The sequence below is a fragment of the Myxococcales bacterium genome, assembly GCA_022184915.1.
Taxonomy (GTDB): domain Bacteria; phylum Myxococcota_A; class Polyangia; order Fen-1088; family Fen-1088; genus JAGTJU01.
In genome coordinates this window covers 556709-582159 of the sequence record JAGTJU010000003.1, presented here as the reverse complement: position 1 = coordinate 582159, position 25451 = coordinate 556709, and the positions used below count along the sequence as shown (strand labels likewise).

Sequence of the window (25451 nt, the reverse complement as noted above, 5' to 3'; positions counted from 1 at the left end):
GACGCCCAATGACCGGTAGAGCGTATCACAACTCCCGCGGGACTCCATCCCCGGATGCGTCTGCCTCTCTCGCTTTGACGAAACTCAGGATCGTCGCAGACATGAAGAAGTTTCAAGCCTGCAACCTCGAGATCCCTCGTACGAGACAAAGGCCGGGGACGGCCGAGAGCCAGGTTAGCTTGCCTTCGCCGGTCGGAGCTTCGCGGTTTGTTTGTCGAGCCGGTTCACGATCACCTGGTGAACGATGCCCAGCGTGTAATTCGTGAGAACGTACAGAGCCAGGCCTGAAGGCAAGAAGATCTGAAAGAAGGTGAACATGACGGGCATCATCACCGACATGATCTTCTGTTGCTGCGGATCCGTGCCGGCAGGGGTCATCCGCATCTGCACGAACATCGTGACACCCATGACGAGGGGCAGGATGTAGTACGGGTCGGGTGAAGAAAGGTCGTGTATGTACCCTACGAAGGAGGCGCGGTAGAGCTCGACCGAGTAGCTCAGCGTCGAGTAGAGGGCGATCCAGATGGGCATCTGAATGAGGGAGGGCAAGCACCCCCCAAGCACGTTGACGCCTTGGGCCTTGTACAGGGCCATCGTCTCGCGACCGAGCCGCTCCCGGTCGTTACCATACTTCTCCTTCAGTTCGGCCACCTTCGGGGCAAGCTTCGCCATGCGCTTGCCCGAGAGCAGTGCCTTGTGTGCGGGGTAGAAGGTGATGAGCTTCACCAGAATGGTGAGCAGGATGATGGCAAGCCCCCAGTTCTGCGTGAAACCATGGAACGCACGCAGCGTCGCCATCATGGGGCGCGAAATGAAGGCGAAGGTCACGTTGACGCTGCTGTCGAGCTCGACGTCTGCGGCGGAGAGGCCACCCTTGGCCTGCACGCCCTCCATCGGAAACGCAGCCACCCCGGCGAGAAGATCGCGGTACTTCGGTCCCGTGAAGAGCGCAAAGGGATAGGTGTGGCGGTCCCCGTTCGCAAGGGTCAGAGGTCCTAGGACCACCGTGACCGCTCCCGCCTCTTCGCTCGAGGCCGTCTGGCGGCAGGTGCGCGTGTCAGCCAAGTCTTGCTGGGGCGGGACGGCCGCGATCGTGAAAAAGCGCTCGTCCGCTGCCACCCATTTCACCACACCCGATTTGTTGATGGGGTCCTCGCGAAGGCCTTCGACGGCGTGTCGTTCGATGCTGTCGTCGACCAAGCACACCATCTCCTCGACGCTGGCGACGGCGTAGCTGAACATGCCGCCCCCCTTCTTGTCGGGGTCCTGCCGACCGGGAATCGTCAAAGACAAGCGGGGCGCCAAGGACCCGCCCGACTGGTTGTGCACCTCCACGTCGAGACGCAGCTGGTAGCTTTCGGGGACCGTGCTGAAGATCTTCGTCACGGTGACGCCCCCGGCCGCGGCGGCAAACCGTACCTGATTCGGTGTCTGGCTCACGACCTGCCAGGCGACGTCGTCGGGCCATGAGAAACCGGACTCCGGAAAACCGATGACGAAGGGAGCTGCGTCACCCGTCGGGGCCCGCACGATCTCGAGCGCGCTGCCTTTGGGCCTGCCGTCACCGGTCTTGGCCCGAAACTGGGGGCCGGTCAGGTAGACCGCTTTGACCGAAGCGCCCCAGGTGCTGAACACGTAGCGCGCGTCACGTGTCTCGAGGCTGACGGTCCGCTCGGGACCTCGCTCGGCCCGGCCACCGGGGGCCAGCGCGGGGGCGGCTTCTTTGGGTTGCGTTTCGGGCGCGGGGCCCGCCTTCCGCGCAGTGCCCGCGCCGGCGACAGGCGCAGGGCTTGGCGGCGGGGCCGACTTGGGAAGAAAAAAACGGTCCCACACCAACAAGATGCCAATGCACAGGACCACGGCGACGATCAGATTGCGACGATTTTCCATGACGACCTACCTGCTTGACTCCCCGGATCCTTGCCCCCCCGCCGCACGTCGTGGCGCAGCCCTGGGAGGAACGGGGTCGAAGCCCCCCGCGCAAAACGGGTGACAGCGCAGCAGGCGCCGCAGGGCATACCATATACCCCGCCCGACTCCATGGGTTTCGATGCTTTCTCGGGCGTATGCCGAGCAGCTGGGCTCGAAGCGGCAAGCACGCCCGAGCCAGGGAGACAGCAGAAGCTGGTAAAGACGAAGGATCCCCCCAAGGCCGCGGACCACCAGGCCGGGCGCAGGCGGGGTCCGCTCGCGCGGAGGGTTCGGCGAGGGGCTTGTCATGGCCGCCTCCCGAAACGTGCAAGCAGATGGCCAAGCTCCCGGAACACGGCCTCCCAATCGGCCTCCGCAGCGGAAGGGCGCGCGATCACGACCACCCGCCAGGGCGCTCGTAGGTCCACCACGTGACGCCGGAAGCTCTCACGGATGCGCCGCTTGACCCGGTTGCGGGTCACGGCGTTGCCGACCTTGCGGCTCACCGTGACGCCGAGGCGCCACACCCCACCGGGCGCCGGGGCGCCGAGTACGGTGAAATGCCTACCGCTCGCTTTTTCGCCCTGCGCCTGAAGTTCCATAAACTCCGTGCGCTTGCGGACACGCATGTTGCGAGACAGTACCGACCGGGGTCGGGTCCTGGGGTGACGGTCCTTGGCTAAAGACATGAGCCCCCCCGATTCCCCGGCTGGCTGGCCTGCGCTCCGTATCGTGCGGCTGCGCAGGGCCGCGGGCCCGTCACTTCTTGGGTACGGAGACCGTGAGCTGCTTGCGCCCACGACGGCGACGGCGACGAATCACCTCGCGACCGGCTTTGGTTTTCATTCGTTTACGAAAGCCGTGAGTTCGTTTCCGGCTTTTTCGAGAGGGCTGATATGTCCGTTTCACGCTTGTCCTCCGGCTCCGAACCGCAGTGGGAGCGAACAACTAGCATTGGCCGGTTAGGGTGTCAACGAAACGCCCCCCTGAATCGCCCCACTTATCCACAAGCACGCCCCAGCGGTCACCAGGAGCCCTGGGGGCGAAAAACGCCGTTCGTTCACATTCTGGATCGGGGCAGGAGGCCGGTTACCTCACCGCCCCGCGCCTCATCCCAGATAGGTGAATAGTTTCATATGGTTACAATACGATACGGCACCAACACCTCGTTTTTCGCGGGCTGTGACAGGTTCGTGACGCTCCCGTTCCGCGATCACCCGGAAAAACGGCATGCGTAGGGTCCCCGGTCCCGCGAAGTCCCAAGTTACGGGGCCTAGCGGGAACGAGTGAGCGATCGTCCCGAGATTTGCCGACGCGCCCGACACGGGGTTCGGAGGCGTGATGAAAAGGCAAGGAATTCCAAATAGTTATGCGTTGATTTGGACGCCGTCGGCTCGTCAAGACGGCAAGTGAGAAAAAGTTTCTTGTAAAAAAACCTCCCTGATCTCCGACACCTTACGGCTTCGGGTTTGGACGCTCTTGCTGGGCTCGAAAAGGCTCTGCTAGAGAGGTGCTCGCCCGACGCGCCCAACGGGCTCTGGCCGTTTCGTCACCATGCTTTTCGTGACGGGCATCCGGGGGCCCCTCAAGGGGGGTGCGTCGTGTGGATAGACTGGGGAAAGACCGTCGTAATTTCCCGTGTCTATTATGGAATTCTTGCGCCCTGACCTGTGGAGAACATGATCGAACTTTGGGGAGAAGCCGTCCGTTCCATCGAGCCGATGGTCAAGCCACTGCATCGCAGCATGTGGCTCAAGCCCATCGAGTGTGTGTCCATCGAGGACGGGCGCATTCGGCTCAGGGCGCCGAACCGGTACCACAAGGAGTGGTTCGAGGACCATTTCCTCCCGTCCATATTGAAGGATCTCCAGGGCCGAACGCAGACGACTTTCACGGTGGAGTTCGTCATCGAAGAGGATGCGGCCGCCGCCACCCCGAAAACGGGTCCAGCCGGGCTTGCCCCCGAGGGCTCCCCCGCGTCGGTTGCCACCCGGAGCCCCACGGTCGAACTTCCCTCACGGGCCAAGCCGCCCAACCTGCTCACGCGCTACGCCTTCGAGAAGTTCGTCGTGGGGCCCACGAACCGGTTCGCCCACTCCGCCGCGCTCAGCGTCGCCGAGTCGCCCGGGGAAAAGTACAACCCGCTGTTCATTTACGGTGGCGTGGGCGTGGGGAAAACCCACCTCCTGCAGGCGATTGGACACGAGATCTACCGTCAGCACCCCGAGTGGAACGTGGTGTTCGTGACCTGTGAGCGTTTCGTCACGGACTTCATCAGCTCGCTCATGAACCGAGGCGGTGGCGGCGGCAGCCAGATGGAGGAGTTCAGGGCCCGCTACCGGGAGTTCCCTGACGTTCTGCTCATCGACGACATCCAGTTCCTGTCCAACAAGGACAGCTCCCAGGACGAGTTCTTTCACACCTTCAACGCGCTCCACTACGCCCACAAGCAGATCGTGATGACCTGCGACAAGCTCCCGAGTGAGGTCGCGGGGCTCGAAGACCGGCTGCGAAGCCGCTTTACCTGGGGACTCATCGCGGAGGTGGGTACGCCGGACATGGAGACCCGCGTCGCCATCGTCAAGCGCAAGGCGGAGCTCGACCGGATCGAGCTTCCCGACGACGTGGCTCTCTTCATCGGGACAGCCATCAAGACGAACGTCCGAGATCTCGAGGGTGCCCTCGCGCGGGTGAGCGCCCGCGCCTCGTTCGAGAGCCGCCCGCTCACCCTCGAGCTGGCGCAAGATGCGCTCAAGAACATCGTGGCGAGCTCCCCGGTGGGTCTCACGATCGAGGCGGTCCAGCGGGAGGTGGCCACCTATTTCAGCATCAAGTTGGCCGACCTCAAGGGCCCCAAGCGCCACCGGGCCGTGGCGCATCCCCGCGCCGTGGCGATGTACCTGGCACGTAAGCTCACGTCGATGAGCTACCCCGAAATCGGCTCACGCTTCGGCGGCAAAGATCATTCCACGGTCATTAGCGCGGTGAGGAAGATCGAACGGCTGGTCAAAGAGGATCCCGCCCAGCGCAGCATCGTGAACACGCTCGAGTCACACCTCCGCGACGACTGAGCCGCGTTGCCCCAGCAGGCCAGGAATCTGGCCAGGAGACCCCCGTGCACACGGGGGTTTTTTCGTTTGTGGGGTGCTGTATCCCCCTTCACCACGCGCGCTTGGGGTTTCGCCCCTGTGGATGAACGTGTGGACATCCCTGTTGGTGGAGGTGTGGCAAACCTGTTGTGCGATATGGGATAAAGCCGCGCAGCGCGCCTTTTTGGGCTTATCCCCGGCGAGACCAGCTTTCGTCCCCAGCTCATTTCACAGGAAAACCCGAGTTATCTCATGCTCTTCAACGTTCCCACAGGCCCTACTAAAGACCTCTACAGATCTGATCTATTTCTTTTATTTTCATGTAGGGTAGGCGCCCCGGACGAGGTGTCCCGATGGACTTCAAAATAGACCGCAATCAACTCCTCAAGGGTCTGCACCTGGCATCAGGCATCGCGGATCGAAAAAGCACCTTACCGATCCTGGCGAACGTCCTCTTCAAGACGAACGGCAAGGATCGCCTGATCTGCGCCGCGACGGATCTGCACGTGACCTTGGTGGCGGATCTACCCGCCCGGGTCGAGCAAGAAGGTGGTCTCACGCTCGGGGCCAAGCAGATCCACGACATCATCAAGGGGCTTTCAGGCGATGAGGTTCACCTGCGGCGAACCGAGCAGAACTGGGCCGAGATTCGGGCGGGCCGCGCTGAGTTCAAGATCGTCGGCATGGCGGACCGAGACTTTCCGAAGCTCCCATCGATCGCCGAGGTGCCCACGGTCGATGTCGATCCGCGCACCCTCGCGGAGATGATCAGCAAGACCATATTCTCCGTGTCCTCGGATGAAACGCGGCAGCACCTGGCTGGCGTGCTTTTCGAATGCGACGGGAAGGTGGGGCGCATGGTCTCGACCGACGGCCATCGCCTCTCGAAGGTGGAGCGGAAGCTCGAAGGCGGTCCTGTGCTGGCGTCGGGCATCCTGATTCCCCGCAAGGGCGTGCTGGAGCTTCGCCGCGTGGTCGAAGGACGCGAGGCGCCCGTGGGCCTCGGCGTGAAAGACGGGCAGCTCATCGTCAAGGCGGATGAGATCGGCTTGGCGGTGAAGCTGTCCGATAGCCAGTTCCCCCCCTATCAACAGGTGATCCCGGCCGAAAATGACCGAAAGGTCTTCGTATCCCGAGATGCCTTCCTCGACGCCCTCAAGCGCGTGGCCATCATGGCCTCTGACAAGACCTGGGGCGTGCGTTTGTCGCTCGACAAGGGGTGGCTGTCCATCGAGGCCGACAGCCCCGACCTGGGCAACGCGCGTGAGCGGATCGAGGTGGAGTACAAGGGTCAACCCGTTCAGGTGGGCTTCAACGCACGGTATTTCATCGAGCTGCTCGGAGAGATGGGCAGCCCCGAGGTGCAGCTTGAGCTCGCGGGAGAGCTGGATCCGGCGGTGGTGCGCCCTTCGGACAACGGTGACTACCTGGGCGTGGTCATGCCCATGCGCCTGTGAGCTGACGGCGGGGCCCAGGGGCAGTGGCCCCGGGTCAGCCTGGGAACCTTCATGCAGCTGAACGTCCTGCGGGCGCGGGGCTGGCGAAACCTGCGGCCCTCCGTGTTTTGTCCGGGCCCCCGGGCGACAGTGGTCTGGGGGGAAAACGGCCAGGGCAAGACCAACCTGCTCGAGGCCGTCTACTTCCTGTTGACCTTTCGTTCGTTTCGGACGAATGCCGTGGCGGATCTTTTGGGTTGGGAGGAGCCGGGGCTGAAGCTGGTCGCCGAGGTCGAGGGCGGTGGCCTTCACCGCCGGCTCGAGGCCGAGCTTCAGCCGGGGCGCAAGGGCTTCAAGTTGGACGGCAAGGGTGTCAGGCGAGACAGCGCGTCGTTGGCACCCTTTGGGCTCGTGCTCTTCGTGCCAGAGGATCTGCTCTTGCCGAAGGCAGCCCCCGCCGCGCGGAGGCGGTTCGTGGACCTGGCCATTTTCGGGACCGACAGGTCCTACTACCGCGAGGCAGCCGTATACCAAAAGCTGCTCAAGAGCCGCAATGCGGCCTTGAAGCTCGGCGGTGACCCGAACCTCCTCGATAGCTACGACCTGCAACTGGGAGCCGCGGGCGCGCGCTTGGTGAGCCGGCGTCGGAAGATGGTGGACGCGCTGGCACCGCGCCTCGCGCGGGTGTTCTCTGAAATACACGCCGACCTGGGTGCGACCTTGGCCTATCGCGGGCACGAGAGTCTACGGGGGGTTTCGAGCGAGGAGGATCTCGTCGCGGCGCTCACCGACGGGCTGCGGGCGCGTCGCAGTCTGGACCTGCGGCGTGGCTTTACGGGGTACGGTCCCCACACGGACGACTTGGAGCTGGGTCTCAAGGGGCATTTGGCGCGCGATCACGGTTCCCAGGGCCAGCTTCGCTCCTTGGTTCTGGCCCTCAAGCTCGCCGAGCTGGAGCTGCTCACGGAGGCGCTGGGAGAGCCGCCCATGCTGCTGCTCGACGACGTGGCGAGCGAGCTCGACGGTTTGCGGCGCCGACGGCTCTTCGAGACAATCGCCGCCCTCCCGGGACAATCTCTCATCACGGTGACGGATCCCGATCTGCTACCCCAGTTGCCGGGGCGGCAAGACGTGCAGCTGGTTGGCGGCTCGGTGATGGTTCCGGGGCAGGCATGAAGGGGCACGGAGCCGCCCGCCGGCGCGCCTCCGCTTTTCCTTGTCCGTGTGCCCCCAAAGTGTGCTAGATATTGAAAAATTCTTTGTTTTTTCGGAATGGTCCGGACTGCTGGCCAGCCCTTCGAGGGTCTCGAGGCCAGCGCCGAAAAGGCGCCGACCCGCGCCCCTCGAGGTGAGTGACGAGACATGAGCGAAGCCGAGGAGAATGCGTCCTCTAGTGAGCCCCGTGTACCTGTGGGCTCCGAGTACAACGAAGGCAGCATCCAGGTTCTCAAGGGCCTCGAAGCCGTTCGGAAGCGGCCCGGGATGTACATCGGTGACACCGACGACGGCACGGGCCTGCACCACATGGTCTACGAGGTCGTCGACAACTCGGTCGACGAATCTTTGGCGGGTCACTGCGATCGCATCGACGTGAAGATCCACCTCGACGGGTCGGTCTCCGTCGAGGACAACGGCCGCGGCATCCCGGTAGGCGAGCACCCCACGGAAAAGCGCCCCACGGCCGAGGTGGTGATGACCGTCTTGCACGCCGGCGGCAAGTTCAATCAGTCGAACTACAAGGTCTCGGGGGGGCTTCACGGCGTGGGCGTCTCGGTGGTCAACGGCCTCTCCGAGTGGCTGAAGCTGGAGATCCGCCGCGACGGGCAGACGTTTCATCAGTTGTACCAACAGGGCGATCCGGTCACCGAGCTCAAGCCGATCGGGAAGAGCCCGCGTACGGGGACGAAGATCACTTTCAAGCCCGATCCCGTCATCTTCAAGATGGTCGAGTTCAGCTTCGAGATCCTCTCGCAGCGGCTGCGCGAGCTTTCCTACCTGAACAAGGGGCTGACCATCGCCCTCGGCGACGAGCGCAGCGGCAAGAACCAGGACTTTCGCTTCGACGGCGGGATCGCCGAGTTCGTCGTGGAGCTGAACAAGTCGAAGACTACGGTGCACGACGCCCCCATCATGGTGGAGGGCCAAGTGGACGACACCGTGGTGGAGATCGCGCTCCAGTGGAACGACTCCTACCAGCCGGCCGTGTTTTGCTTCACGAACAACATCAAGAACAAGGATGGCGGAACCCACCTGACGGGCTTCAAGACGGCGCTCACGCGCACCGTCAACGCCTATGCCCAGGAAAACGGTCTGCTCAAGGACTTGAAGGCGGGCCTGGGCGGCGACGACATCACCGAGGGGCTCACCGCGGTGGTTTCGGTGAAGCACCCCGATCCCAAGTTCTCGAACCAGCCGAAAGACAAGCTAGTTTCGTCCGAGGTCAAAGGCATCGTCGAGCGGATCGTGAACGAGAGGCTCTCGCGCTTCTTCGAGGAGCATCCGAAAGAGGCCAAGAGCGTCATCGAGAAGGCGGTGCTTGCGGCGCGCGCCCGTGATGCAGCTCGCAAGGCGCGGGAGCTCGTGCAGCGCAAAGGCGCCCTCGACTTCTCGTCGCTTCCGGGAAAGTTGGCGGATTGCCAGGAACGCGATCCGGCGCACTCGGAGCTTTACATCGTCGAGGGTGACAGCGCCGGCGGCTCCGCGAAGCAAGGCCGGAACCGCAAGGATCAGGCGGTGTTGCCGCTGCGAGGCAAGATCTTGAACGTCGAAAAGGCGCGTCTCGACAAGATGTTGTCCTCGCAGGAGATCGTCACGCTGATCACGGCGCTTGGGTGCGGTGTCGAAAAAGAGAAGCTCATCGAGAAGCTTCGTTACCACCGCATCATCATCATGACGGACGCAGACGTCGACGGAAGTCACATCCGCACGCTTCTGCTCACCTTCTTCTACCGGCACTACCCGGAGATCATCGAGCATGGCTACCTGTACATCGCCCAGCCTCCGCTCTTCCGGGTGAAGAAGGGGAAGCGCGAGCTGTATTTGAAGAATGAGCAAGCGCTCGAGGAGTATTTGCTCGAGGGCGCAGTCGAGGGGATTTCGCTGCGCAGTGGCGACGCGACGGTGACCTCGGGTGAAGCGCTCGTGAAACTGGCACGGGCTGCCAGCAACTACCGGCGCATCATGAGATTGCTGGATCGCAAGTTGGACAGCCGCATCGTGAACGCCGCCATCAAGGCGACCCAGCTCGATCGCGAAGGGCTCAAGGATCGCAGTGCGGTAGACGCAGCCGTGGAGGCCATGAAGGCCTACATTGCGCGGCACGAGCCGGAGCTGAGTGACGTGGTTTTCTCTGTCACGAGCGACGAGGAGCACGGGGCTTTCCGTATCGAGTCCTCAGTGAGGCCCGGCGGAGTTCGGAAATACACGGTGCTCGACTACGTGCTCTTGGACGAAGGCGAGTACGCGGACCTCCGTCGCCTCTGGGCGCAGCTCGTGGCGGTGGGGCAGGACACGTACGCGCTCGAGAGTGAATCGGGGCAGTTTCCCCTCGAGAGGCTCGACGATCTCGGGGACAAACTGAGCGAGATGGGCAAAAAGGGGCTCGCGATCCAGCGCTACAAGGGCCTGGGGGAAATGAACCCCGAGCAGCTCTGGGAGACCACGATGGATCCCGCGAAGCGAACGTTGCTGCAAGTGCGGGTCGAAGACGCTTTCGAGTCGGACAAGCTGTTCTCGACGCTGATGGGGGATCTGGTCGAGCCGCGGCGTGAGTTCATTGCGGCCAACGCGCTGAGCGTGCGCAATCTGGACATCTGAACGAAGCGTAGGTTTTCCGAGGGCCACGCCGGCACAGGTTGCGGGTGTGGCCCTTTTCGCATCGAGCGCGCAGCGGGCCCACGTGGAGAAGGCCGCAAAATAGCAAAACCCCGGTCGGCGCGTGCCTTCCGGGGTTTTTCAGCAAGCGGTGGCTTGCGCGAATCAGCAGGAGAAGATGTGGTTCAACTTCTCTTCGATTTTGACTTCGTTCGACTTGGTGGCGACAGCGATCTCTTTGACGAGAAGCGTTCGTGCGGTGTCGAGCATCTTGCGCTCACCGAACGAAAGCTCTTTGTCGGACTTGAGACGCTGAAGATCTCGCAGAACCTCGGCGATTTCGAACACCGAGCCCGTTTTGATCTTCTCCATGTACTCACGGTAGCGCCGGTTCCATGTCTGCCCTTCCACGGCGATCTCACGGCTCTTGAGGATCTCGAAAACCTCTTCCACTTCGTCTTCGCGAATCAGCTCGCGCAGCCCCACGGCGCTTGCGTTACGCGTGGGAATCATCACTTTCATCCCGTTGTCGAGAATCTTGAGGATGTAAAAGGTCTGCTTCGATGAAGCGATCTCACGCGTCTCGATGCCCATGACTTCGGCAACGCCGTGAGCCGGATAGACTGCCAAATCGCCCACCTGAAAGTTCGGCTCCATAGAGAAGACACTCCTAAGATTGAGTGGATTTGCCTCTTGCCCTAGCTTCGAGGCGGCCGGAATCTACCACGAGGGCACACACAGGGCAAGCTAGAAAGACCACTAAACCCTTGCACCGTCAAGCTAATTGAAGTTGCTGGGGTTTTTTCTGTTGATCGGCCATTCCTCAAGTTTGGACCCGGCAAAGGCGTCATGAGGGCAAAAAACGTCAACCGCCTCGCGATGACGGAGGCGGGCTGTCGTTTCGATCACCGAAGCGTGATCCGTACGCGAACGTTTACGCTGCGGCCAGACGACGGAGGTGCGCAAGAATCGTGGCCACGGCGAAGCCGGTTCCACCTTTCGACACGTGTCCCGCTTCTTTGTCTGCTGTGGCGGGACCCGCGATGTCCACGTGAACCCAAGGGGTGTTGCCGACGAAGCTCTTCAGGAACAAGCCGGCGGTGAGGGCTCCACCCCAGCGTTCGCCCGTGTTCTTCATGTCGGCGATCTCGGAGCGCAACATGTCGTTGAGACGTTCGGGCAGGGGAAGCCGCCACATCTCTTCCCCGGCCTGGCGGGCCGCGGCGAGCCAGTCTTGCCCGAGCCCCTCGTCGTTTGTCATGACGCCTGCGATGTGCGGCCCCAGGGCTACCATGCAGGCACCGGTGAGCGTGGCGAAGTCGAACAGCTGGTCGGGCTCGAGCGCAAGGCCGTAGGTGATCGCGTCGGCAAGGGTGAGACGCCCTTCAGCGTCCGTGTTGTTGATTTCCACGGTCTTGCCGGCTTTGGAGCGCAGCACGTCGCCCAGGCGATAGGCGCTGCCCGAGGGCATGTTCTCGGTGCAGGCGGCGAGCGCGTGAACCTCGATGGGCAGCTTCTCGCGGGCGACGGCCCCGATGGCTGCGATCACGGCAGCCGCGCCTGCCATGTCGACCTTCATGTCGAGCATGCCGTCGTTGGGCTTGAGCGACAGGCCACCCGAATCGAAGGTGACACCTTTGCCCACGATGACGACGCGCTTTTTGGGTTGGGGCGGCGTGTAGGCCAGATGGACGAATCGCGGGGGTTCGTCGCTGCCCTGCGCGACGGCCAGGAAGAGGCCCATGTTCTCGTCTCGACACGCCTCGGGGCCGAGCACCTTGATGCTGAGGCCGCAGTCTTTGGCCAGGGCGTCGGCAGCCGCAGCCAAAAGCGTGGGCGTCATCGCCACGGCGGGTTCGTTGACGAGGTCGCGGGCCTGGCAGATGGCGAGAGCGGTGTTCCGGCCCCGCGCGAGCGCGGGTGCGAGATCGGCGTCGACCGGGGTGGCTGGCAGGGCGATCTGGACGTCCGTGACGGTGACGGGCGTGCGTTTGTCCTCGGAGAGGTACTTGTCGAAGCGGTAGGTGCCGAGCCAGGCACCCTCGGCGGCCGCTTGCACGGACGCGGCGGCGTGCTCCTGGGTCTGCAGCCCGGAAGGCAGCAAGAGAGAGACCGCGTGGGCACCGAACCCGTTGGCGGCGCGCACGGCGCGGGCGGCGGCAGGCCGCAGATCGTTTGGGGTGAGGTCCGCGGCGGGTCCGACCCCCAACAAAACGAGGCGCTGGGCGCGCAGGCGGCCGAAGGTCGGGAAGGTCAGGGTTTGATTTTTTTTGCCTTTGAAGCGTTCGGACGCCGCGAGCGAGAGCAGGGCGCCGCCGAGGGCCTCATCAATCTCGGCCACGAGACCGATGGCAGGGGATGCGAGGAACGCGCTTTCGTCGCAGACCAGGGCGAGGCAGTCGGCCTCGTGTTCGGACCAGGGAAGGGTGGACGTCGTGAGATTCAGAGGCACCAGGCAAAGGTACCCGTGGGTCTCGGAGGGAGCAAGGAAGCGAGGCCAAGCGGTCAGAATCAAAGGCTTCCAAGTTGACAGCATGGCGGAAGGTCCCGTAGTTTCTGGGACCCCAGGCCGAGAGCCCATGGTGAAACCGGAGTCGAAGATGGCGGGTGTAGGCGCGAGTCCCGCAGCGAAGGCAAGCGCCGAGAGCCGCGCGCGTCTCGATGAATTCATCGCTGACGAGGCCGTCGGGCCGTCGGCGGGTGGCGCCCAGTTTGCCGCTGCGGAGCCAGGGAAGACGCGCAAGGGTGACAAGCCGGAGCGGTCAGACCGGGGCCCAAAGGACAAGGGCCCGAAAAAGGATAAGCGGAGCGACAAGGGTGAGGCGGCCGAGGATCCCGATCGCGGGCCGCCGCCTCCGCTGCCTAAACCGGTGGCGACCTTCACGCTGTGAGCGATGTGGTTACGGAAAGGACCCTCTGATGAGCACGAACACCGGATTGGCGGAGCAAAGGGAAGAAGCCGCGCGCGTTCTGCGTGAGATTCTCGAACGCATGGGGATGGAGGCGGAAGTGAGCGCGTTCGACGACGGCGAGCGTGTGATCCTGGACGCCCATGGACCGGAATCTGGCATAATCATTGGGAAAAAGGGCGCGACGCTGGACGCGCTCCAGTACCTCGTGAACCGGATCGTGTTCAAGAAGCCCGGCACGGGCCCTTCCGTCGTCGTTGATGCGGAAGGGTACCGGGGTCGTCGAGAAGACTCCCTGTCCGATCTGGCGAAGAAGCTGGCAGAGAAGGCGGTGCGCTCCGGGCGTCCCGTGGCGGCCGAGCCCATGAGTCCCCACGATCGGCGGATCGTGCACAACGCCCTGGCGGACGACGAGAGTGTCCGCACCGAGTCCGAGGGCGAAGGCCCTGCCCGACGCGTGGTGGTGTTCCCCACGAACGGGAAGCGGTCGGGCGCGCCCGCGTTGGATTGAAAAGAGCTCTCGAGCTGGCCTGCTAGGTGGGCTTGGGCAGGCTCGGGTCGCCCTGCGGAGCCTCGATAAGGGCGACGACGGCGGGCTGTGAGGCCAAAGCGTCTGCCAACGCGTCATCGGTGCCGGCAGGTAGATGGGGCAGGCGTCCGAGCACGACGGGCCCGCAGAGCGTCTCGATGCAGGGCTGGTTGGTGGGCGCGTCAGGCCCGTCAGCCTGGGTGTCACACAGGATGACCCCGCGCAGCGGAAGCTGGCGCCGCCGCAGCTCCGCGACGGCCAACGCCGTGTGATTGATGGTGCCGAGGGCGTTTCGTGCCACGAGCAGGATCGGTAGCCCCAGCCCGGCCGCGAGGTCGGCGTTGGTCTCGCGGGCTGTGAGGGGGCTGAGCAGGCCGCCCGCGGTTTCCACCAGGAGGGGAGCGCCCCTGCGGGCGAGGGTCTCGCAGGCGGCCAGGAGCTGGTCGAGCCGGAGGGCTAGGCCCGCCGCTTGGGCGGCCACGTAGGGGGTCACCGGAAGGGTAAGGGGAAAGGGGCAGACGTCGGAAACGGAGAGGCTGGCCTGCCCGCTGGCGTTCAGGAGGGCGCTGGCGTCCGGGGGCAAGCCGCCGAGGGGAACGCCGGATTCGGTGGGTTTTGCGGGGACGAAGGCGTCGCCGCGACGGGCGGCCAGGCGCAGCAGGCCTCGAGATACGGTGGTTTTTCCAACGCCCGTGTCGGTGCCCACGACGATGAGCCCCCGGCGAGAACCAGGGAAGCGCAGAGGAGTCGGGGTGTTGGGGGGCATGGAGGCAGAATGACAAGCGGGGGCCGGCGGGCAAGGACCCGGCCGGTCGCGGAGCCGGGGCCGCGCGGCTGGGGCTCAGGAGAGCAGAGCCTCGGCGCGCAGGGCAATGCCGAGGGCGTCGATGTCCTCGGGTCGGTGGGCGGCGGAGAGGGTGATGCGGAGGCGGGAGGTACCCTCGGGAACCGTGGGGGGACGGATGGCCTGGACGAAGAGACCGCGCGCGCGAAGCTGCGAAGAGGCCGTGAGGGCGGCTCCCTCGCTGCCGAGAATCAGGGGCAGGATGGGTGTTGCCGGGACCTGGCGGTCGAGCAGGGTCTGTAGCTGGGCGATGCGGGCGTGGAGGGCCTGCCGCAACGTGTCCCCCTCGGAGGAGGTGATGACATCGAGGGCGGCCCGGGCGGCGGCGGCCAGGATGGGAGGAAGTCCGGTGGCGAAGATGAAGGTGCGGGCGCGGTTCACGAGGAGTTGGCGCAGGGTTCGGCTTCCTGCAACGAAGCCCCCACTGGCCCCAAACGCTTTGCCCAAAGTTCCCACGAGCGCGGCGGGGGTGATTCCCTGGGCGGCCGCGACACCCCGGCCTCCGGGGCCGAGCACGCCCAGGGCATGTGCTTCGTCGACCAGCAGGTGCACGCCCTCGGCCTGGCAGAGCGCGTTGAGCTCCGGAAGGGGCGCGAGGTCGCCGTCCATGCTGAAGACGGACTCTGTGACGAGGAAAATGCGCCGAGGGAGCCGGGTGTGTTCGTCGCGGGCGGTCTGCAAGCAGGTTGCGGCGGCTTTGGGGTCGGCATGGCGGTAGACGACCACGCGAGCACGGCTGAGTCGGCAGCCATCAATGAGGCTGGCGTGGTTCAGACTGTCGGAGAGGATGAGGTCATCGGGGCCTGCGAGGGCGCCGATGAGGCCGAGGTTAGCCTGGTAGCCAGAGGGAAAGACCAGAGCGGCCTCGGTGCCGAGATGGGCGGACAAGCTCGCCTCGAGGGTGCGGTGTTCGGGGTGGTCGCCCGAGACCAGACGGGAGGCACCGGCGCCCACACCGCCGCGGCGGGCGGCCTGGGCCGCGGCGTCGACGACCGCCGGGTGGCTGCAGAGGCCAAGGTAATCGTTCGAGGAGAAGGAAACGACGGGTTGGCCCTCGACGCAGGGGTAGGACCTCGAGGGCCCCGAGATCTCGGGGCAGGAGCGGCGGCGGTTTCGGCCTGCGATCGCCGCGAGTTCCTGTTCGAGCACGGTGTCGAGGGGGCTGCTCATGTCCGGGGGAAGATACACTGGCGGCAGGGGAACATGGGGTCTCGGCTTGGAGGTTTCACGTGGAACGTTTTCCGAAGTCCCCGTCGGGATGAGGCCCCGGTGGGGGAAATCGTTCCACGTGGAACACTTGCCAGGCGCCCGCCGTTCCACGTGAAACGAACGGTTGAGCCCCATCTACGGGGCGCCGAACCCCAGTAGCACCCGGGTCTGCCCCTTGGGGAGCCTGTACGACCGCGTCGACAGTGGGCTCGGTAAAGTGTCGGGGGCCTCCCTGTCGCCCAAAAAGGCAAAAACGCGGCTCGCGGGGTCCGGCGCCACGAGTGACTTCCCCATCGGGACCCAGAGTTCCGGCGGGAACGTGGCGCGGGAGATGGCAACAGAGGGACGGCCGCTGGGCTCGAACTGCTCGACCCTCCCGCCAAACACCTCGACGCCCTTCAAGCCCAGTTCCCTTGTTGCGGTGCGCAGGAAGGCGACCCTCTTGGCCCGGGGCTCGATCAGCACCAGCCTCAGGTCAGGACGCAAGATGGCGAGGGCGAGGCCCGGAAGGCCACCTCCGGCTCCCACATCCATCACGCGAGCGCCCTGTGCGACCTCTTCCGCCGCCACCAGCGGGTCGCCCAGATGGTCCTCGACCAGATCCTCGACCCCGCGTGCGCCCGTCAGGTTGAGGCTCTTGTTCCAGTCCAGCATCAATCGCGCAAACGCCTCCAGGGCCCCGATCTGAGCCGCGGAGGGGCCCTGGCCACGGAGCGCAAGACCCGGCAAGAGGCCGTCGAGCAGGCTGGCGAACGAGGCCTGCCTGGGCTCCCGCTGCGAAACTTTGTTGGCTGGCACGTCGCCAGTATAGTGGGCCGAACGCGATGGAAGCCGCCTTGACCGGTGCAAAAGACATTCTGGGATTCGTCCACACCTTCGCGGGAGGGACTGACGGCACGGTGGCCACCTTGGCGGGACAGGCCTCGACGAGACGCTACCATCGCGTGAGCACGACCGGCCGGCCCGCAAGCTGTGTCGTCATGGAGCTTCCCGCAGACGACACAAAGGTGCCCGAGGCGCAGTACCCGTTTTTGAACCTGCACCACTACCTCGAACGCGGGGCTTACCCGGTGCCACGCATTTATCGCTCGGCCCTGGCCCAGGGCCTGATCGCCCTCGAGGACCTGGGGGACCTCACCTTGGAGCGGGCCGTGGCGGAGGCACCTTCGGCGGGCCATCGGCAGGCTCTCTACAGGCAGGCCATTGCCCTCATCACCCGCCTCCAGGTGCTTGGTGCCGCACGGCCCGACCCCGCGTGCCTGGCCTTCGGCCGCCGCTTCGACTTTGCGCTCTTGCGCTGGGAACTCGACCACTTTCGCGAGTGGCTCCTGGAGGAGGGACGCGGGGTGGTGCTTCCACCCGAAGATCGGGCCCAGCTGGATGCGCACTTCGATACCCTCGCCCAGACTCTGGCAGAGAGTCCCGCGGTGCTCGTCCACCGCGATTTTCAGAGCCGCAACCTCATGGTGCTGGAAGGAACGACGGGGCCCGAGATCCGTGTGATCGACTTTCAAGACGCCCTGCTCGGACCCCGGGTGTATGACCTCGTGGCCTTGCTTCGCGACTCGTACCTCTCGCTTCCAACTTCGGAAGTTAATGAATTCATTGATGAATTCTCCGAGTTGACGGGCGAGTCCGCCGCCGCTACCCGCCACCTCTTTCACCTGCAGACCCTGCAAAGAAAGCTCAAGGACGCGGGGCGATTTGTCTTCATCGATCGAAAGCGGGGGAATCCCGGCTTTCTCTCTGCAATTCCACTTACGCTCGAATACGTGCGAAACGCTCTTGCGTCCCTGCCCGCGTGGGCCGACCTTCACGCACTCCTGGGGCGATATCTCCCCGAGCTGCGCTGACACCGGCGGGCCTCACAATCGCCGGCCCAACTTTGCGGCCCCACGAGCCCCCGGATACAATCGGAGGCCGAGACGAACGCGGCATGACTGTGGGGGCACGACAGAGTCTGTTGTTGGTGGACGCCGATCCCCAGAGCCTCCGGGTTTTGGACGTCAGTCTGAAGAAGGCTGGCTACGACGTGCTGACGGCCCCCAGCGGCGCCGAGGCCCTCGCCCGCCTGGCTGAGCACCCGATTGATCTCGTCATCTCCGACACGCACATGCCGGAGATGGACGGCTTCGAGTTGTGTCGGCGAATCAAGGAAAGCGCGGAGTGGGCCCGCATCCCCTTCATCTTCGTGTCGAGCCGTAAGGCCATCGAAGACAAGATTCGCGGCCTCGAGATCGGCGTCGAGGACTACCTCATCAAGCCGGTCTACATCAAAGAGCTCACCACGCGGGTTCGTATGCTTCTGCAGCGCCGCGAGCGCGAGCGGCTGGAATCGAGGCGCGACACGCGCACCCGCTTTGCCGGGGAGCTTGCGGACATCGGTGTCGTGGACCTGGTCCAGACGATCGAGGTGAACCGGAAGAGCGGCATCGTGCACGTCACGAACGCCGATGGGCGTCGAGCGGACATCTACTTTCGCGAGGGCCGTGTCATCGACGCCGAAGCGGGGCGCCAGACCGGGGTCGAGGCGGTTTACCGCTTGTTCGCTTGGACCGACGGAAGCTTCGAGGTCGAGTTCAAGAACATTCGACGTCGCGACGTGATCGAACTTTCGGCTCAAGCGATGCTCGTCGAGGGCATGAGGCGGCTCGACGAGTGGGCCCGTTTGCTCGAGACCTTGCCTCCGCTCGAGACCGTCTTCGAGGTCGACTACCAAGCGCTTGCCGAGCGGCTTGCGGACATCCCGGATGAGGTCAACGCATTGCTTCGCCTCTTCGACGGACGTCGTTCGTTGCTACAGGTCATCGAAGACGGCGACTTCTCCGACCTCGAGGCGCTTGCGATCGTGTGCCGCCTGCGCGACGACAAGGTGATCGGCGAGGCCCGTGGCGAACCACGACCCGAGGCCGAGCCCCGCCAGACGCGCCTGGGCCGCTTGGAGAGGTGGCTTTCCGAGTCACCTTGGGCGCGTGAGCGCACGCCGCCCCCTGTCGCGGAGGCCGCGGAGCCAGAGGTGGCAGGTCCGGCCGAGCGGGAGGCGGCGGATGCGCCAAGCGAACCCGAGCCGTCCCCCACCGTGGACGAACACGCCGAGGAGGGCGAAAGCGCCGACACCCCTGAAGCGGGCGACGAGGACAGCACCGACACGCGTGACGAAGACAACACCGACACGCGTGACGAGGACAGCACTGACACGCGTGACGAGGACAACACCGACGCGCGTGACGAGGACAGCACCGACGCGGGTAACGAAGACAGCACTGACACGCGTGACGAGGACAACACCGACGCGCGTGACGAGGACAACACCGACGCGCGTGACGAAGACAGCACCGACGCGCGTGACGAAGACAGCACCGACGCGCGTGACGAAGACAGCACCGACGCGCGTGACGAAGACAGCACCGACGCGGGAGACCCGGTCGCTCTCGAAGCTGAGGAGGCTCGCGCGGAGGCACCCGTCAGCGCGCACGGTGACGGGGAGGAAGAGCAGGACGACCGCTCTGCAGAGGCCGCCGCCTACGAGACCGAGAGGGAGGACGCGAAGACCGATGCTCCTGCGTGGGACGAGGGCGGTGTGGAAGCGGCCGCCCCCGAGCTCGGGCAGTCCGAGGATCTCTTGAGCCTCATGGGCCTCGCGGCGGCGGATGAGGAGGAGCCCCCTGAGCCCGAGCCCCGCCCTGGCGGCACGAACCCCGGCATGGCGGCCGTGGCAGACGATCTGCCCGACCTGCTTGGGGCGCCTACGGGTCGTACCCTGCACGGGTTTGCGCCCGTGCTCGTGCCGTCTCCTCTGCCCGAGCCGCCCTCTTTCGAGGCAGATCCCGACAAGACGCCCTCTCCCGTGGCGCTCGGTTCTCAACCGCTCGAAGAGGGCGAGTCCGAGTCCTCGGCCGCGCTCGGCGAGGGCGACGAGGCCTTGGTCGCGGGTGACCGCGCGGGCGCGGAGGAATCCGCGGAGGAAGGGGAAGGGCAAGCAGGGCACGAGGAAGAAGAGGCGCGGGACGACAAGGACGAGGATGCCGTGGTGTCAGCCGCCCCGCCTGCCGATGAGCTGCCGGATCTTCAGGGACGAGAGGCTCACGAAGATCTGACGCCGGTGCTTTCCGCGCTGGCGAACCTCGACGGAGACGACCCGAAGGCCCTCACCGCTGAAGCCGAACCCTTTCCGGAGTCGCCCTCTGCCGTGGAGGGCACTGCCTTGCTCGAGCCCGAGCCCCCGGCCGTGCCCGAGCCCCGGCCCACGCCTCCACCGCCTCCCCCGGCGGGATCGTCTGCTGCCGATCTGAGCGCCACGTTGCCACGTCGCTCGGGATCGGCCCGCAAGGACGCTGCCGATCTCGATCTGGGGGATGAGCCCTATCGGCAACGCCGGGCGATGCCGCTCGTGGTCGCAGCGATGTTGGTGGGAGCTGTGGTGGGCTTCGTGGTGTACCGAAACTGGAAGGTGGAACCGCTCATGGCGACCCCGGGCGCGCGCCCGCCCGCGTCGCAGCAAGAGCCCGGGCCCACCGAAGCCGCGTCCACCGAAACCTTGCCGGCAGTCGAGCTTCCCGATCCCGTCGCGGAGCGCCCGTCTGCGGCGCCCGAAGCGGCCCCCGCGCTGGCCGGGGCCGGTGCGCCGCCCGTGGCACCCTCCAAAGCCCCGGCGGTGCGCGACAAACCGGCCGTGGACAACGCGCCGACGGAGGGCTCGCCCACGGCGATGGTTGCGCCCGAAGCTTCGTCGGTTTCCGAGACCGAAGCGGCTCTCGAGGCCTGCAGGAAGGCGTACGGGCGCGAGAGGTACAAGCCCATCATGACGGCCTGCCGCAAAGCCCTTTCGCTGCGCCCTGACGATGCGCGCTTGATGGTGATGCTGGCCCACGCCGAGCTAGACCGGGGCCACAGCGGGGCTGCGCTGCGCTGGGCCCGCAAGGCGGTGGCGGCCGATCCGAAGATCGCGGACGCCTACGTGTTCATCGGCGAGGTGGAGCAAGAGGGGGGCAACAAAGACGGCGCCCGGGCCGCTTACCGCCGGTACCTGGAGCTCGAGCCGAACGGCCGCTACGCGCGGGATCTCCGGGTGATCGTACAGAACCTCTAACGCGCACGCTGCCTGCTAGAGTGGGCTCGCGCTGTCGAGCGCCCCTCGCCGTGCTGGTTCTTGGTCTCGAAAGCTCGTGTGACGAAACGGCGGCCGCTGTCGTGGCCGACGGGCGTGTGGTGCACGCCAACGTCGTGGCGTCTCAGGTGGCGGTGCATGCGCTTTACGGAGGCGTGGTCCCCGAGGTGGCGTCCCGGCATCACCTCGAAACGGTGGTTCCCACGATCCAGCAGGCGCTGGCCCGCGCGGGGGTGCAGTGGGCGGACCTGGACGGGATCGCGGTGACCCATGGGCCGGGGCTCGTGGGCGCCTTGCTGGTGGGTGTCGAGACGGCCAAGGCGCTGGGCTACGCTCTCCAAAAACCCGTGGTGGGCGTTCATCACCACGCGGGGCACATGGCGGCTGCCTACCTCGCGCACGAGGGCGAGGCACAGCCCGGCCCCCGCGGGCCCCACGTGGCCTTGCTGGTCTCGGGAGGGCACACGGCCCTCGTGCGGGTGACGGACGCGGGGTGCACGCTCCTCGGCGCCACACGCGACGATGCGGCCGGCGAGGCGTTCGACAAAACAGCCAAGCTTTTGGGTCTCGGCTACCCGGGCGGGGTGCGCATCGACGAGCTCGCGGCGGCCGGGGATCCGCAGCGCCATGCGTTTCCCCGTGCTTTGCCAGGCCGCGACGATCTGGCATTCTCTTTTTCCGGATTGAAGACCTCCGTGGCCACATTTCTGGCCCGAGGTCCCATGCCGGAGGGCCAGGCCCTGGCGGACGTCTGCGCCAGCTTTCAGGCGGCGGTGATCGACGTGCTGGTGCGAAAAGCACGCCGGGCTCTCGTGCAGGAAGGGCTTTCGGACCTGCTCGTTTGTGGCGGGGTGGCGGCGAACCGGGGCTTGCGCGCCGCCCTCGAGATCGCCGCGCGCCAGGACGGCTTCCGGTTGCACATCCCCCCGGTTTGCTACTGCACGGACAACGCCGCCATGATCGCCGCGGCGGGCACGCGCCTGCTCAGGGCCGGCATCGTGGCCCCTCTGGATCTCAGTGTCGATCCGGGGCTTCCCCTCACCTGAGGATCCGAGGTTGGGCAGCACGCGCGAGCTACTCGATCGCTTTGGCCTACAGCCGAAGAAGAGCTGGGGTCAAAACTTCCTCGTGGATGGCCATGCGAAGAGCCGCATCGTGCAAGCGGCCCACGCAGGCCCTGACGACACCGTGGTGGAGATCGGCGCGGGGCTGGGGGCCTTGACGATGGGTCTGGCCGAACGGGCGGGCCGTGTGATCGCGCTCGATCGTGATCCGGACATGATCCGCGTGCTCGAACACGTGTTCGTTGATACCCAGAAAGTCACCGTATCGTTCATCTCGGCGCTCGACTTCGACTTTCGGGCGGCAGCCCAGGAGGCGGGGCGTCCTCTTCGTGTGGTGGGGAACCTGCCCTATCAGATCACCACCCCGATTCTCTTCCACGTGCTCGCGCAGGCAGGTGGCGGTGCGGTGGTGAACCACGCGGTGTTCATGGTGCAAAAGGAAGTGGCGGATCGGCTCGCGGCGCCGCCCGGGTCGAAGGTGTACGGACGGCTCTCGGTGATGGTGCAACAGCTGGCCGAGGTGAAGGCCTTGTTTCGTGTGCCTCCCCATGCGTTCGTCCCTCAACCGCAGGTGACCTCCACGGTGTTTGCGCTGGTGCCGCGGGCGGTGCCCTGGGCCGCCGTGCACGACGACGCCCTCTTTGCGGCGGTCGTTCGGCAAGCCTTCAGCACCCGCCGCAAGATGCTGCGCCGGGCACTCGAAGCGTTTGGTGCGGAGCGCCTCACGGCGTCCTTCGAGGCCAGCGCCATCGAACCCACGCGTCGTGCAGAGACATTGTCGGTGGCCGAGTTCGGCGCGCTGACGAACGCCCTGTGGGAGCGTGGCGCGCGCGCGCACGACGCGCCCCACGCCGAGACCCTCGACGACGCCGATGCCTGAATTGCCCGAGGTCGAGACGGTCGTTCGTTCCCTGGACCCCGTGTTGAAGCAACGGCGGATCGAGGCCGTGTGGACGAGTGGCTTTCCCCTGCACCTGCAACGCGCCGTCGATGCCGCGGCCCTGGTCCATGCGCTCGTTGGCTCCTGCATCCACGGCGTGGCACGGCGGGGCAAATACCTGCTGCTCGATGTAGAGGGTGCAAGCCCGCACGTGGTCCTCGTTCATCTGGGGATGAGTGGACGGCTCGTCGTGGCCAAGGCCCCTACGCTGCGTCCCCCCCACACGCACGTAGCGCTCACGCTCGCAGGCGGCGAGGAGCTTCGCTTCATCGATCCGCGCCGCTTCGGCTTGGTCAAGGTGGCCAGCACCCGCGAGGGCTTTCCGGAACTGGCGGAGATGGGACCCGAGCCGCTCGACGAGCTCGACGAAGAACGGCTCGCCGCCGCGCTCGTGGGTAGCCGTGCGCCGCTCAAGTCGTTTCTGCTCGACCAGCGCAAGGTGGCAGGGCTGGGCAACATCTACGTGTGCGAGGCGCTCTTCGAAGCGTCGCTGCATCCACGAAAACCCGCGCGAAGCGCACGCCGACACGCAGGGACCTTGCTCGCGGCGATACGCAAGGTGCTCGAGCGGGGCATCGCGAACCGAGGCACAACGCTGCGCGATTACGTGGATGGTGCCGGGCACGCGGGTGGCAACCAACACAGCTTGCAGGTCTACGGGCGCGCGGGAGAGCCTTGTGTGCGTTGCGGGGCGCTCATCCGCAGGCGGGTGGACGCGGGACGCTCGACCTTCTTCTGTGCGGGCTGCCAGAAGCGCTGACGTGACCGGACGAGGCCGCGTCTCGGCCCCTTCGTGCCTGGGGCGCGAACGCATCAGCACCTCAGGCGTTCGTGACGAGTGTGGGCAGCACCGACAGTGCCTCGTGAAGGGCGTCTCGCTCTGAGTCCGTCATGCCGGCAAAGAGGGGCAGCATGATGACTTCCTTACGTACGCGCTCGGAGACCGGCAGCGGGCAGCGCGCGCCAGCGCCCCGCGGCGGCGGTCGTGTAGGCGGGCTCGCGATGTGCGTTCGTGAGCCCGCCGCGGGCCGCCACGCCCCTCTGTGCGAGGGCTTCGATGACGGCTTGGCCCGTGACGCTCTCGGGGTCTCGCAGGCGTGCGGGATAGCTTTGCCAGTTCGGCCGTTCGAACGCTCGCACGGGTGCGGGTGCGAGCAGGGGATGGGTCGCGAGCGCGGCGGTGAGTGAAGCGGCTTGGGCGCGCCGGGCTTCGAGCAGGCGCTCGAGCTTGGCCATCTGGCAGACGCCGAGCGCAGCCGCCATGTCCGTCATGCGGGCGTTGAAGGCGGGTATCGTGAAGCCATCGTGCCCCTCGTTCGCGCGGGGCACCGGCACGGTTCCCAGTGCGTGCTGGCGCAACGCCCGCACGCGGCCGGCGAGCGCAACGTCACGGGTGGTGATGGCCCCTCCCTCTCCCGTGGTGATCACCTTGCGGGGATGAAACGAAAAGCATGCCATCACGCCATGGGGACGGCCGAGCTTGTGCCATTCACTCCCCGTGGGGGACAGCACTTCGCTGCCAAGGGCGCAGGCCGCATCCTCGACGAGCGGAATGCCCGCACGCGCGGCCAGCTGCAAGAGCCCGCCCATCTCACAGGCGAAGCCGAGCTGATGAACGCACAGAAGGGCCCGTGTGCGGGGCGAAAGTGCTGCCGCCGCCGCTGCGGGATCCATACCGAGCCCTTCGGGTTCGATGTCCACGAACACGGGTGTGGCGCCGACGGCGAGGATGGCGTTGGCCGTGGCAATGAAGCTATGGCTCACGGTCACGACCTCATCACCCGGCCCAATGTGAAGGGCCCGCAGCGCGAGCTCGAGCGCGGAGGTGCCGTTGGCTACGGCGATCACGTGGGGCGCGCCGAGGTAATCGGCCAGGCACTGCTCGAACCGCTCCACGACGGGGCCTTGCATGATCCATCCCGACCTGATCACGTGGGCCACGGCCTCGGCTTCCGCTTCATCGAACGCGGGCCGCGTGATCGGAACCGTGACGGGGGGGCGTGGGGGACTCATATCCGAGGGTTCACCGCAGAGGGAAGCGCGAAAGGATGAAATCGTTACCCACCTGATGGCACTGAGCACACAAGGGATCGCCCGTGCCTTCCGCCGTCAAGCGGCCTTCCACCGCCTCGAACCAAAAGTAGCCGTCACCCCCAAGGCTCTCGGAGGCGACCTTCACCATCACCGACCAGCCCGCGAGGGTCTGCCCACCCTTGTAGATCTCCTTGACCGCCGCAGCCCCGCGCGGATGCGTGCGATTTCCTGCGGCAAGAGAGTCGAAGAGAATGGGGTTCATGAAGGTGAGGACGAGACCGTGCGGCCCCTCGGACGCGTGCACGCGTGACTCGGCAGCAAACGCCCGGTACTGGCCCTCCTCGAGAAAGGTGGCGAGCGCCGCGCGTGTGGTGGGCACGAGGGTCACGGGGGGCGGGGGCGCGGCGTCGCGCTTCGGCGCGGTGTCGGCTTCGAGGCCCGCATCGTTCGAGGCGAGGGGCTGCTCGATGCAGCCCGCGCTGGCCGCGAGCACCGCGAGGGTGGCCAATCGGCGCACGTGGGCGAGACGGAGCGGCATCGAGCCTCCATCATAACGCCGGGGCGCA

At 65.8% G+C, this 25451-nt stretch carries 22 protein-coding genes; 11 read left to right on the top strand and 11 right to left on the bottom strand.

Annotation, left to right across the window (positions count from 1 at the left end; all coding sequences use genetic code 11):
- Window positions 1–174: 174 nt before the first annotated feature.
- The 4 genes from yidC to rpmH all read right to left on the bottom strand — a co-directional run bounded on the left by yidC (window position 175) and on the right by rpmH (window position 2820).
- Window positions 175–1890: a membrane protein insertase YidC gene (gene yidC / locus KA712_13905; protein MCG5054053.1), complete on the bottom strand. Its 1716-nt coding sequence runs from the start codon at window positions 1888–1890 to the stop codon at window positions 175–177.
- Between the two features lie 6 nt (window positions 1891–1896).
- Entirely contained in the window at window positions 1897–2220 is a 324-nt protein-coding gene (gene yidD / locus KA712_13900; GenBank protein ID MCG5054052.1) for a membrane protein insertion efficiency factor YidD, read from the bottom strand.
- A complete protein-coding gene (gene rnpA, locus KA712_13895) occupies window positions 2217–2540 on the bottom strand; it encodes a ribonuclease P protein component (protein MCG5054051.1) in 324 nt (107 codons plus the stop codon). The genes yidD and rnpA overlap by 4 nt, the downstream gene beginning before the upstream one ends.
- A gap of 130 nt (window positions 2541–2670) precedes the next feature.
- Entirely contained in the window at window positions 2671–2820 is a 150-nt protein-coding gene (gene rpmH / locus KA712_13890) for a 50S ribosomal protein L34 (protein MCG5054050.1), read from the bottom strand.
- A 770-nt stretch (window positions 2821–3590) separates the two neighbouring features.
- Here rpmH and dnaA point away from each other — a divergent pair.
- The 4 genes from dnaA (at window position 3591) to gyrB (ending at window position 10252) form a co-directional block, all read left to right on the top strand.
- Window positions 3591–4982: a chromosomal replication initiator protein DnaA gene (dnaA, locus tag KA712_13885; GenBank protein ID MCG5054049.1), complete on the top strand. Its 1392-nt coding sequence runs from the start codon at window positions 3591–3593 to the stop codon at window positions 4980–4982.
- A gap of 371 nt (window positions 4983–5353) precedes the next feature.
- The gene (gene dnaN / locus KA712_13880; protein ID MCG5054048.1) at window positions 5354–6457 is read left to right on the top strand and encodes a DNA polymerase III subunit beta; all 1104 of its coding nucleotides are present in this window, start codon (window positions 5354–5356) and stop codon (window positions 6455–6457) included.
- Window positions 6458–6508: 51 nt separating this feature from the next.
- Window positions 6509–7612, top strand: coding sequence for a DNA replication and repair protein RecF (gene recF, locus KA712_13875; GenBank protein MCG5054047.1), 1104 nt, complete (start codon window positions 6509–6511; stop codon window positions 7610–7612).
- 186 nt (window positions 7613–7798) lie between these two features.
- Window positions 7799–10252 carry a DNA topoisomerase (ATP-hydrolyzing) subunit B gene (gene gyrB, locus KA712_13870; GenBank protein MCG5054046.1) on the top strand — a complete coding sequence of 818 codons (2454 nt, stop codon included), beginning with the start codon at window positions 7799–7801 and terminating at the stop codon, window positions 10250–10252.
- 162 nt (window positions 10253–10414) lie between these two features.
- Here gyrB and KA712_13865 read toward each other — a convergent pair whose 3' ends face one another.
- Together KA712_13865 and KA712_13860 are read right to left on the bottom strand one after the other, a co-directional pair.
- A complete protein-coding gene (locus tag KA712_13865; protein MCG5054045.1) occupies window positions 10415–10906 on the bottom strand; it encodes a CarD family transcriptional regulator in 492 nt (163 codons plus the stop codon).
- Between the two features lie 277 nt (window positions 10907–11183).
- Window positions 11184–12701 (bottom strand): leucyl aminopeptidase, encoded by a 1518-nt coding sequence (locus KA712_13860; protein ID MCG5054044.1) that lies wholly within the window; start codon window positions 12699–12701, stop codon window positions 11184–11186.
- Between the two features lie 127 nt (window positions 12702–12828).
- Between KA712_13860 and KA712_13855 the strand changes: the two genes are divergently transcribed.
- Window positions 12829–13140 (top strand): hypothetical protein, encoded by a 312-nt coding sequence (locus tag KA712_13855; GenBank protein MCG5054043.1) that lies wholly within the window; start codon window positions 12829–12831, stop codon window positions 13138–13140.
- A gap of 28 nt (window positions 13141–13168) precedes the next feature.
- Window positions 13169–13669, top strand: a complete 501-nt coding sequence (locus tag KA712_13850; protein MCG5054042.1) for a KH domain-containing protein — start codon at window positions 13169–13171, stop codon at window positions 13667–13669.
- 22 nt (window positions 13670–13691) lie between these two features.
- Here KA712_13850 and bioD read toward each other — a convergent pair whose 3' ends face one another.
- The 3 genes from bioD to rsmG all read right to left on the bottom strand — a co-directional run bounded on the left by bioD (window position 13692) and on the right by rsmG (window position 16538).
- Window positions 13692–14453 carry a dethiobiotin synthase gene (gene bioD, locus KA712_13845; GenBank protein MCG5054041.1) on the bottom strand — a complete coding sequence of 254 codons (762 nt, stop codon included), beginning with the start codon at window positions 14451–14453 and terminating at the stop codon, window positions 13692–13694.
- Between the two features lie 75 nt (window positions 14454–14528).
- Window positions 14529–15701: an 8-amino-7-oxononanoate synthase gene (locus tag KA712_13840; GenBank protein ID MCG5054040.1), complete on the bottom strand. Its 1173-nt coding sequence runs from the start codon at window positions 15699–15701 to the stop codon at window positions 14529–14531.
- 174 nt (window positions 15702–15875) lie between these two features.
- Window positions 15876–16538 carry a 16S rRNA (guanine(527)-N(7))-methyltransferase RsmG gene (rsmG, locus tag KA712_13835; GenBank protein MCG5054039.1) on the bottom strand — a complete coding sequence of 221 codons (663 nt, stop codon included), beginning with the start codon at window positions 16536–16538 and terminating at the stop codon, window positions 15876–15878.
- Window positions 16539–16564: 26 nt separating this feature from the next.
- Here rsmG and KA712_13830 point away from each other — a divergent pair, with 26 nt between their 5' ends.
- The 5 genes from KA712_13830 (at window position 16565) to mutM (ending at window position 23611) form a co-directional block, all read left to right on the top strand.
- Window positions 16565–17593 carry a phosphotransferase gene (locus KA712_13830; protein ID MCG5054038.1) on the top strand — a complete coding sequence of 343 codons (1029 nt, stop codon included), beginning with the start codon at window positions 16565–16567 and terminating at the stop codon, window positions 17591–17593.
- Window positions 17594–17676: 83 nt separating this feature from the next.
- Window positions 17677–20829: a response regulator gene (locus KA712_13825; protein MCG5054037.1), complete on the top strand. Its 3153-nt coding sequence runs from the start codon at window positions 17677–17679 to the stop codon at window positions 20827–20829.
- Between the two features lie 50 nt (window positions 20830–20879).
- Complete coding sequence (gene tsaD, locus KA712_13820; GenBank protein MCG5054036.1) at window positions 20880–21893, top strand: tRNA (adenosine(37)-N6)-threonylcarbamoyltransferase complex transferase subunit TsaD; 1014 nt, start codon at window positions 20880–20882, stop codon at window positions 21891–21893.
- A gap of 10 nt (window positions 21894–21903) precedes the next feature.
- On the top strand, window positions 21904–22791 hold the full coding sequence (rsmA, locus tag KA712_13815) for a 16S rRNA (adenine(1518)-N(6)/adenine(1519)-N(6))-dimethyltransferase RsmA (protein ID MCG5054035.1): 888 nt from the start codon (window positions 21904–21906) through the stop codon (window positions 22789–22791).
- Window positions 22784–23611 carry a bifunctional DNA-formamidopyrimidine glycosylase/DNA-(apurinic or apyrimidinic site) lyase gene (gene mutM / locus KA712_13810; GenBank protein ID MCG5054034.1) on the top strand — a complete coding sequence of 276 codons (828 nt, stop codon included), beginning with the start codon at window positions 22784–22786 and terminating at the stop codon, window positions 23609–23611. Before rsmA ends, mutM begins: the two co-directional genes overlap by 8 nt.
- Window positions 23612–23775: 164 nt before the next feature.
- Here mutM and KA712_13805 read toward each other — a convergent pair whose 3' ends face one another.
- Both KA712_13805 and KA712_13800 read right to left on the bottom strand, forming a co-directional pair.
- Window positions 23776–24864, bottom strand: a complete 1089-nt coding sequence (locus KA712_13805) for a DegT/DnrJ/EryC1/StrS family aminotransferase (protein ID MCG5054033.1) — start codon at window positions 24862–24864, stop codon at window positions 23776–23778.
- Window positions 24865–24874: 10 nt separating this feature from the next.
- Entirely contained in the window at window positions 24875–25423 is a 549-nt protein-coding gene (locus KA712_13800; protein ID MCG5054032.1) for a hypothetical protein, read from the bottom strand.
- Window positions 25424–25451 lie beyond the last annotated feature (28 nt).

What these genes read in the sequence shown, in the direction of transcription:
- KA712_13830 (MCG5054038.1), top strand. Translation starts at nt 16,565, where the DNA reads ATGGAAGCCGCCTTGACCGGTGCAAAAGACATTCTGGGATTCGTCCAC.
- rnpA (MCG5054051.1), bottom strand. Translation starts at nt 2,540, where the DNA reads ATGCGTGTCCGCAAGCGCACGGAGTTTATGGAACTTCAGGCGCAGGGC.
- KA712_13850 (MCG5054042.1), top strand. Translation starts at nt 13,169, where the DNA reads ATGAGCACGAACACCGGATTGGCGGAGCAAAGGGAAGAAGCCGCGCGC.
- mutM (MCG5054034.1), top strand. Translation starts at nt 22,784, where the DNA reads ATGCCTGAATTGCCCGAGGTCGAGACGGTCGTTCGTTCCCTGGACCCC.
- KA712_13805 (MCG5054033.1), bottom strand. Translation starts at nt 24,864, where the DNA reads ATGAGTCCCCCACGCCCCCCCGTCACGGTTCCGATCACGCGGCCCGCG.
- recF (MCG5054047.1), top strand. Translation starts at nt 6,509, where the DNA reads ATGCAGCTGAACGTCCTGCGGGCGCGGGGCTGGCGAAACCTGCGGCCC.
- KA712_13800 (MCG5054032.1), bottom strand. Translation starts at nt 25,423, where the DNA reads ATGCCGCTCCGTCTCGCCCACGTGCGCCGATTGGCCACCCTCGCGGTG.
- gyrB (MCG5054046.1), top strand. Translation starts at nt 7,799, where the DNA reads ATGAGCGAAGCCGAGGAGAATGCGTCCTCTAGTGAGCCCCGTGTACCT.
- dnaN (MCG5054048.1), top strand. Translation starts at nt 5,354, where the DNA reads ATGGACTTCAAAATAGACCGCAATCAACTCCTCAAGGGTCTGCACCTG.
- KA712_13865 (MCG5054045.1), bottom strand. Translation starts at nt 10,906, where the DNA reads ATGGAGCCGAACTTTCAGGTGGGCGATTTGGCAGTCTATCCGGCTCAC.
- KA712_13825 (MCG5054037.1), top strand. Translation starts at nt 17,677, where the DNA reads ATGACTGTGGGGGCACGACAGAGTCTGTTGTTGGTGGACGCCGATCCC.
- yidC (MCG5054053.1), bottom strand. Translation starts at nt 1,890, where the DNA reads ATGGAAAATCGTCGCAATCTGATCGTCGCCGTGGTCCTGTGCATTGGC.
- dnaA (MCG5054049.1), top strand. Translation starts at nt 3,591, where the DNA reads ATGATCGAACTTTGGGGAGAAGCCGTCCGTTCCATCGAGCCGATGGTC.
- yidD (MCG5054052.1), bottom strand. Translation starts at nt 2,220, where the DNA reads ATGACAAGCCCCTCGCCGAACCCTCCGCGCGAGCGGACCCCGCCTGCG.
- KA712_13840 (MCG5054040.1), bottom strand. Translation starts at nt 15,701, where the DNA reads ATGAGCAGCCCCCTCGACACCGTGCTCGAACAGGAACTCGCGGCGATC.
- KA712_13855 (MCG5054043.1), top strand. Translation starts at nt 12,829, where the DNA reads ATGGTGAAACCGGAGTCGAAGATGGCGGGTGTAGGCGCGAGTCCCGCA.
- bioD (MCG5054041.1), bottom strand. Translation starts at nt 14,453, where the DNA reads ATGCCCCCCAACACCCCGACTCCTCTGCGCTTCCCTGGTTCTCGCCGG.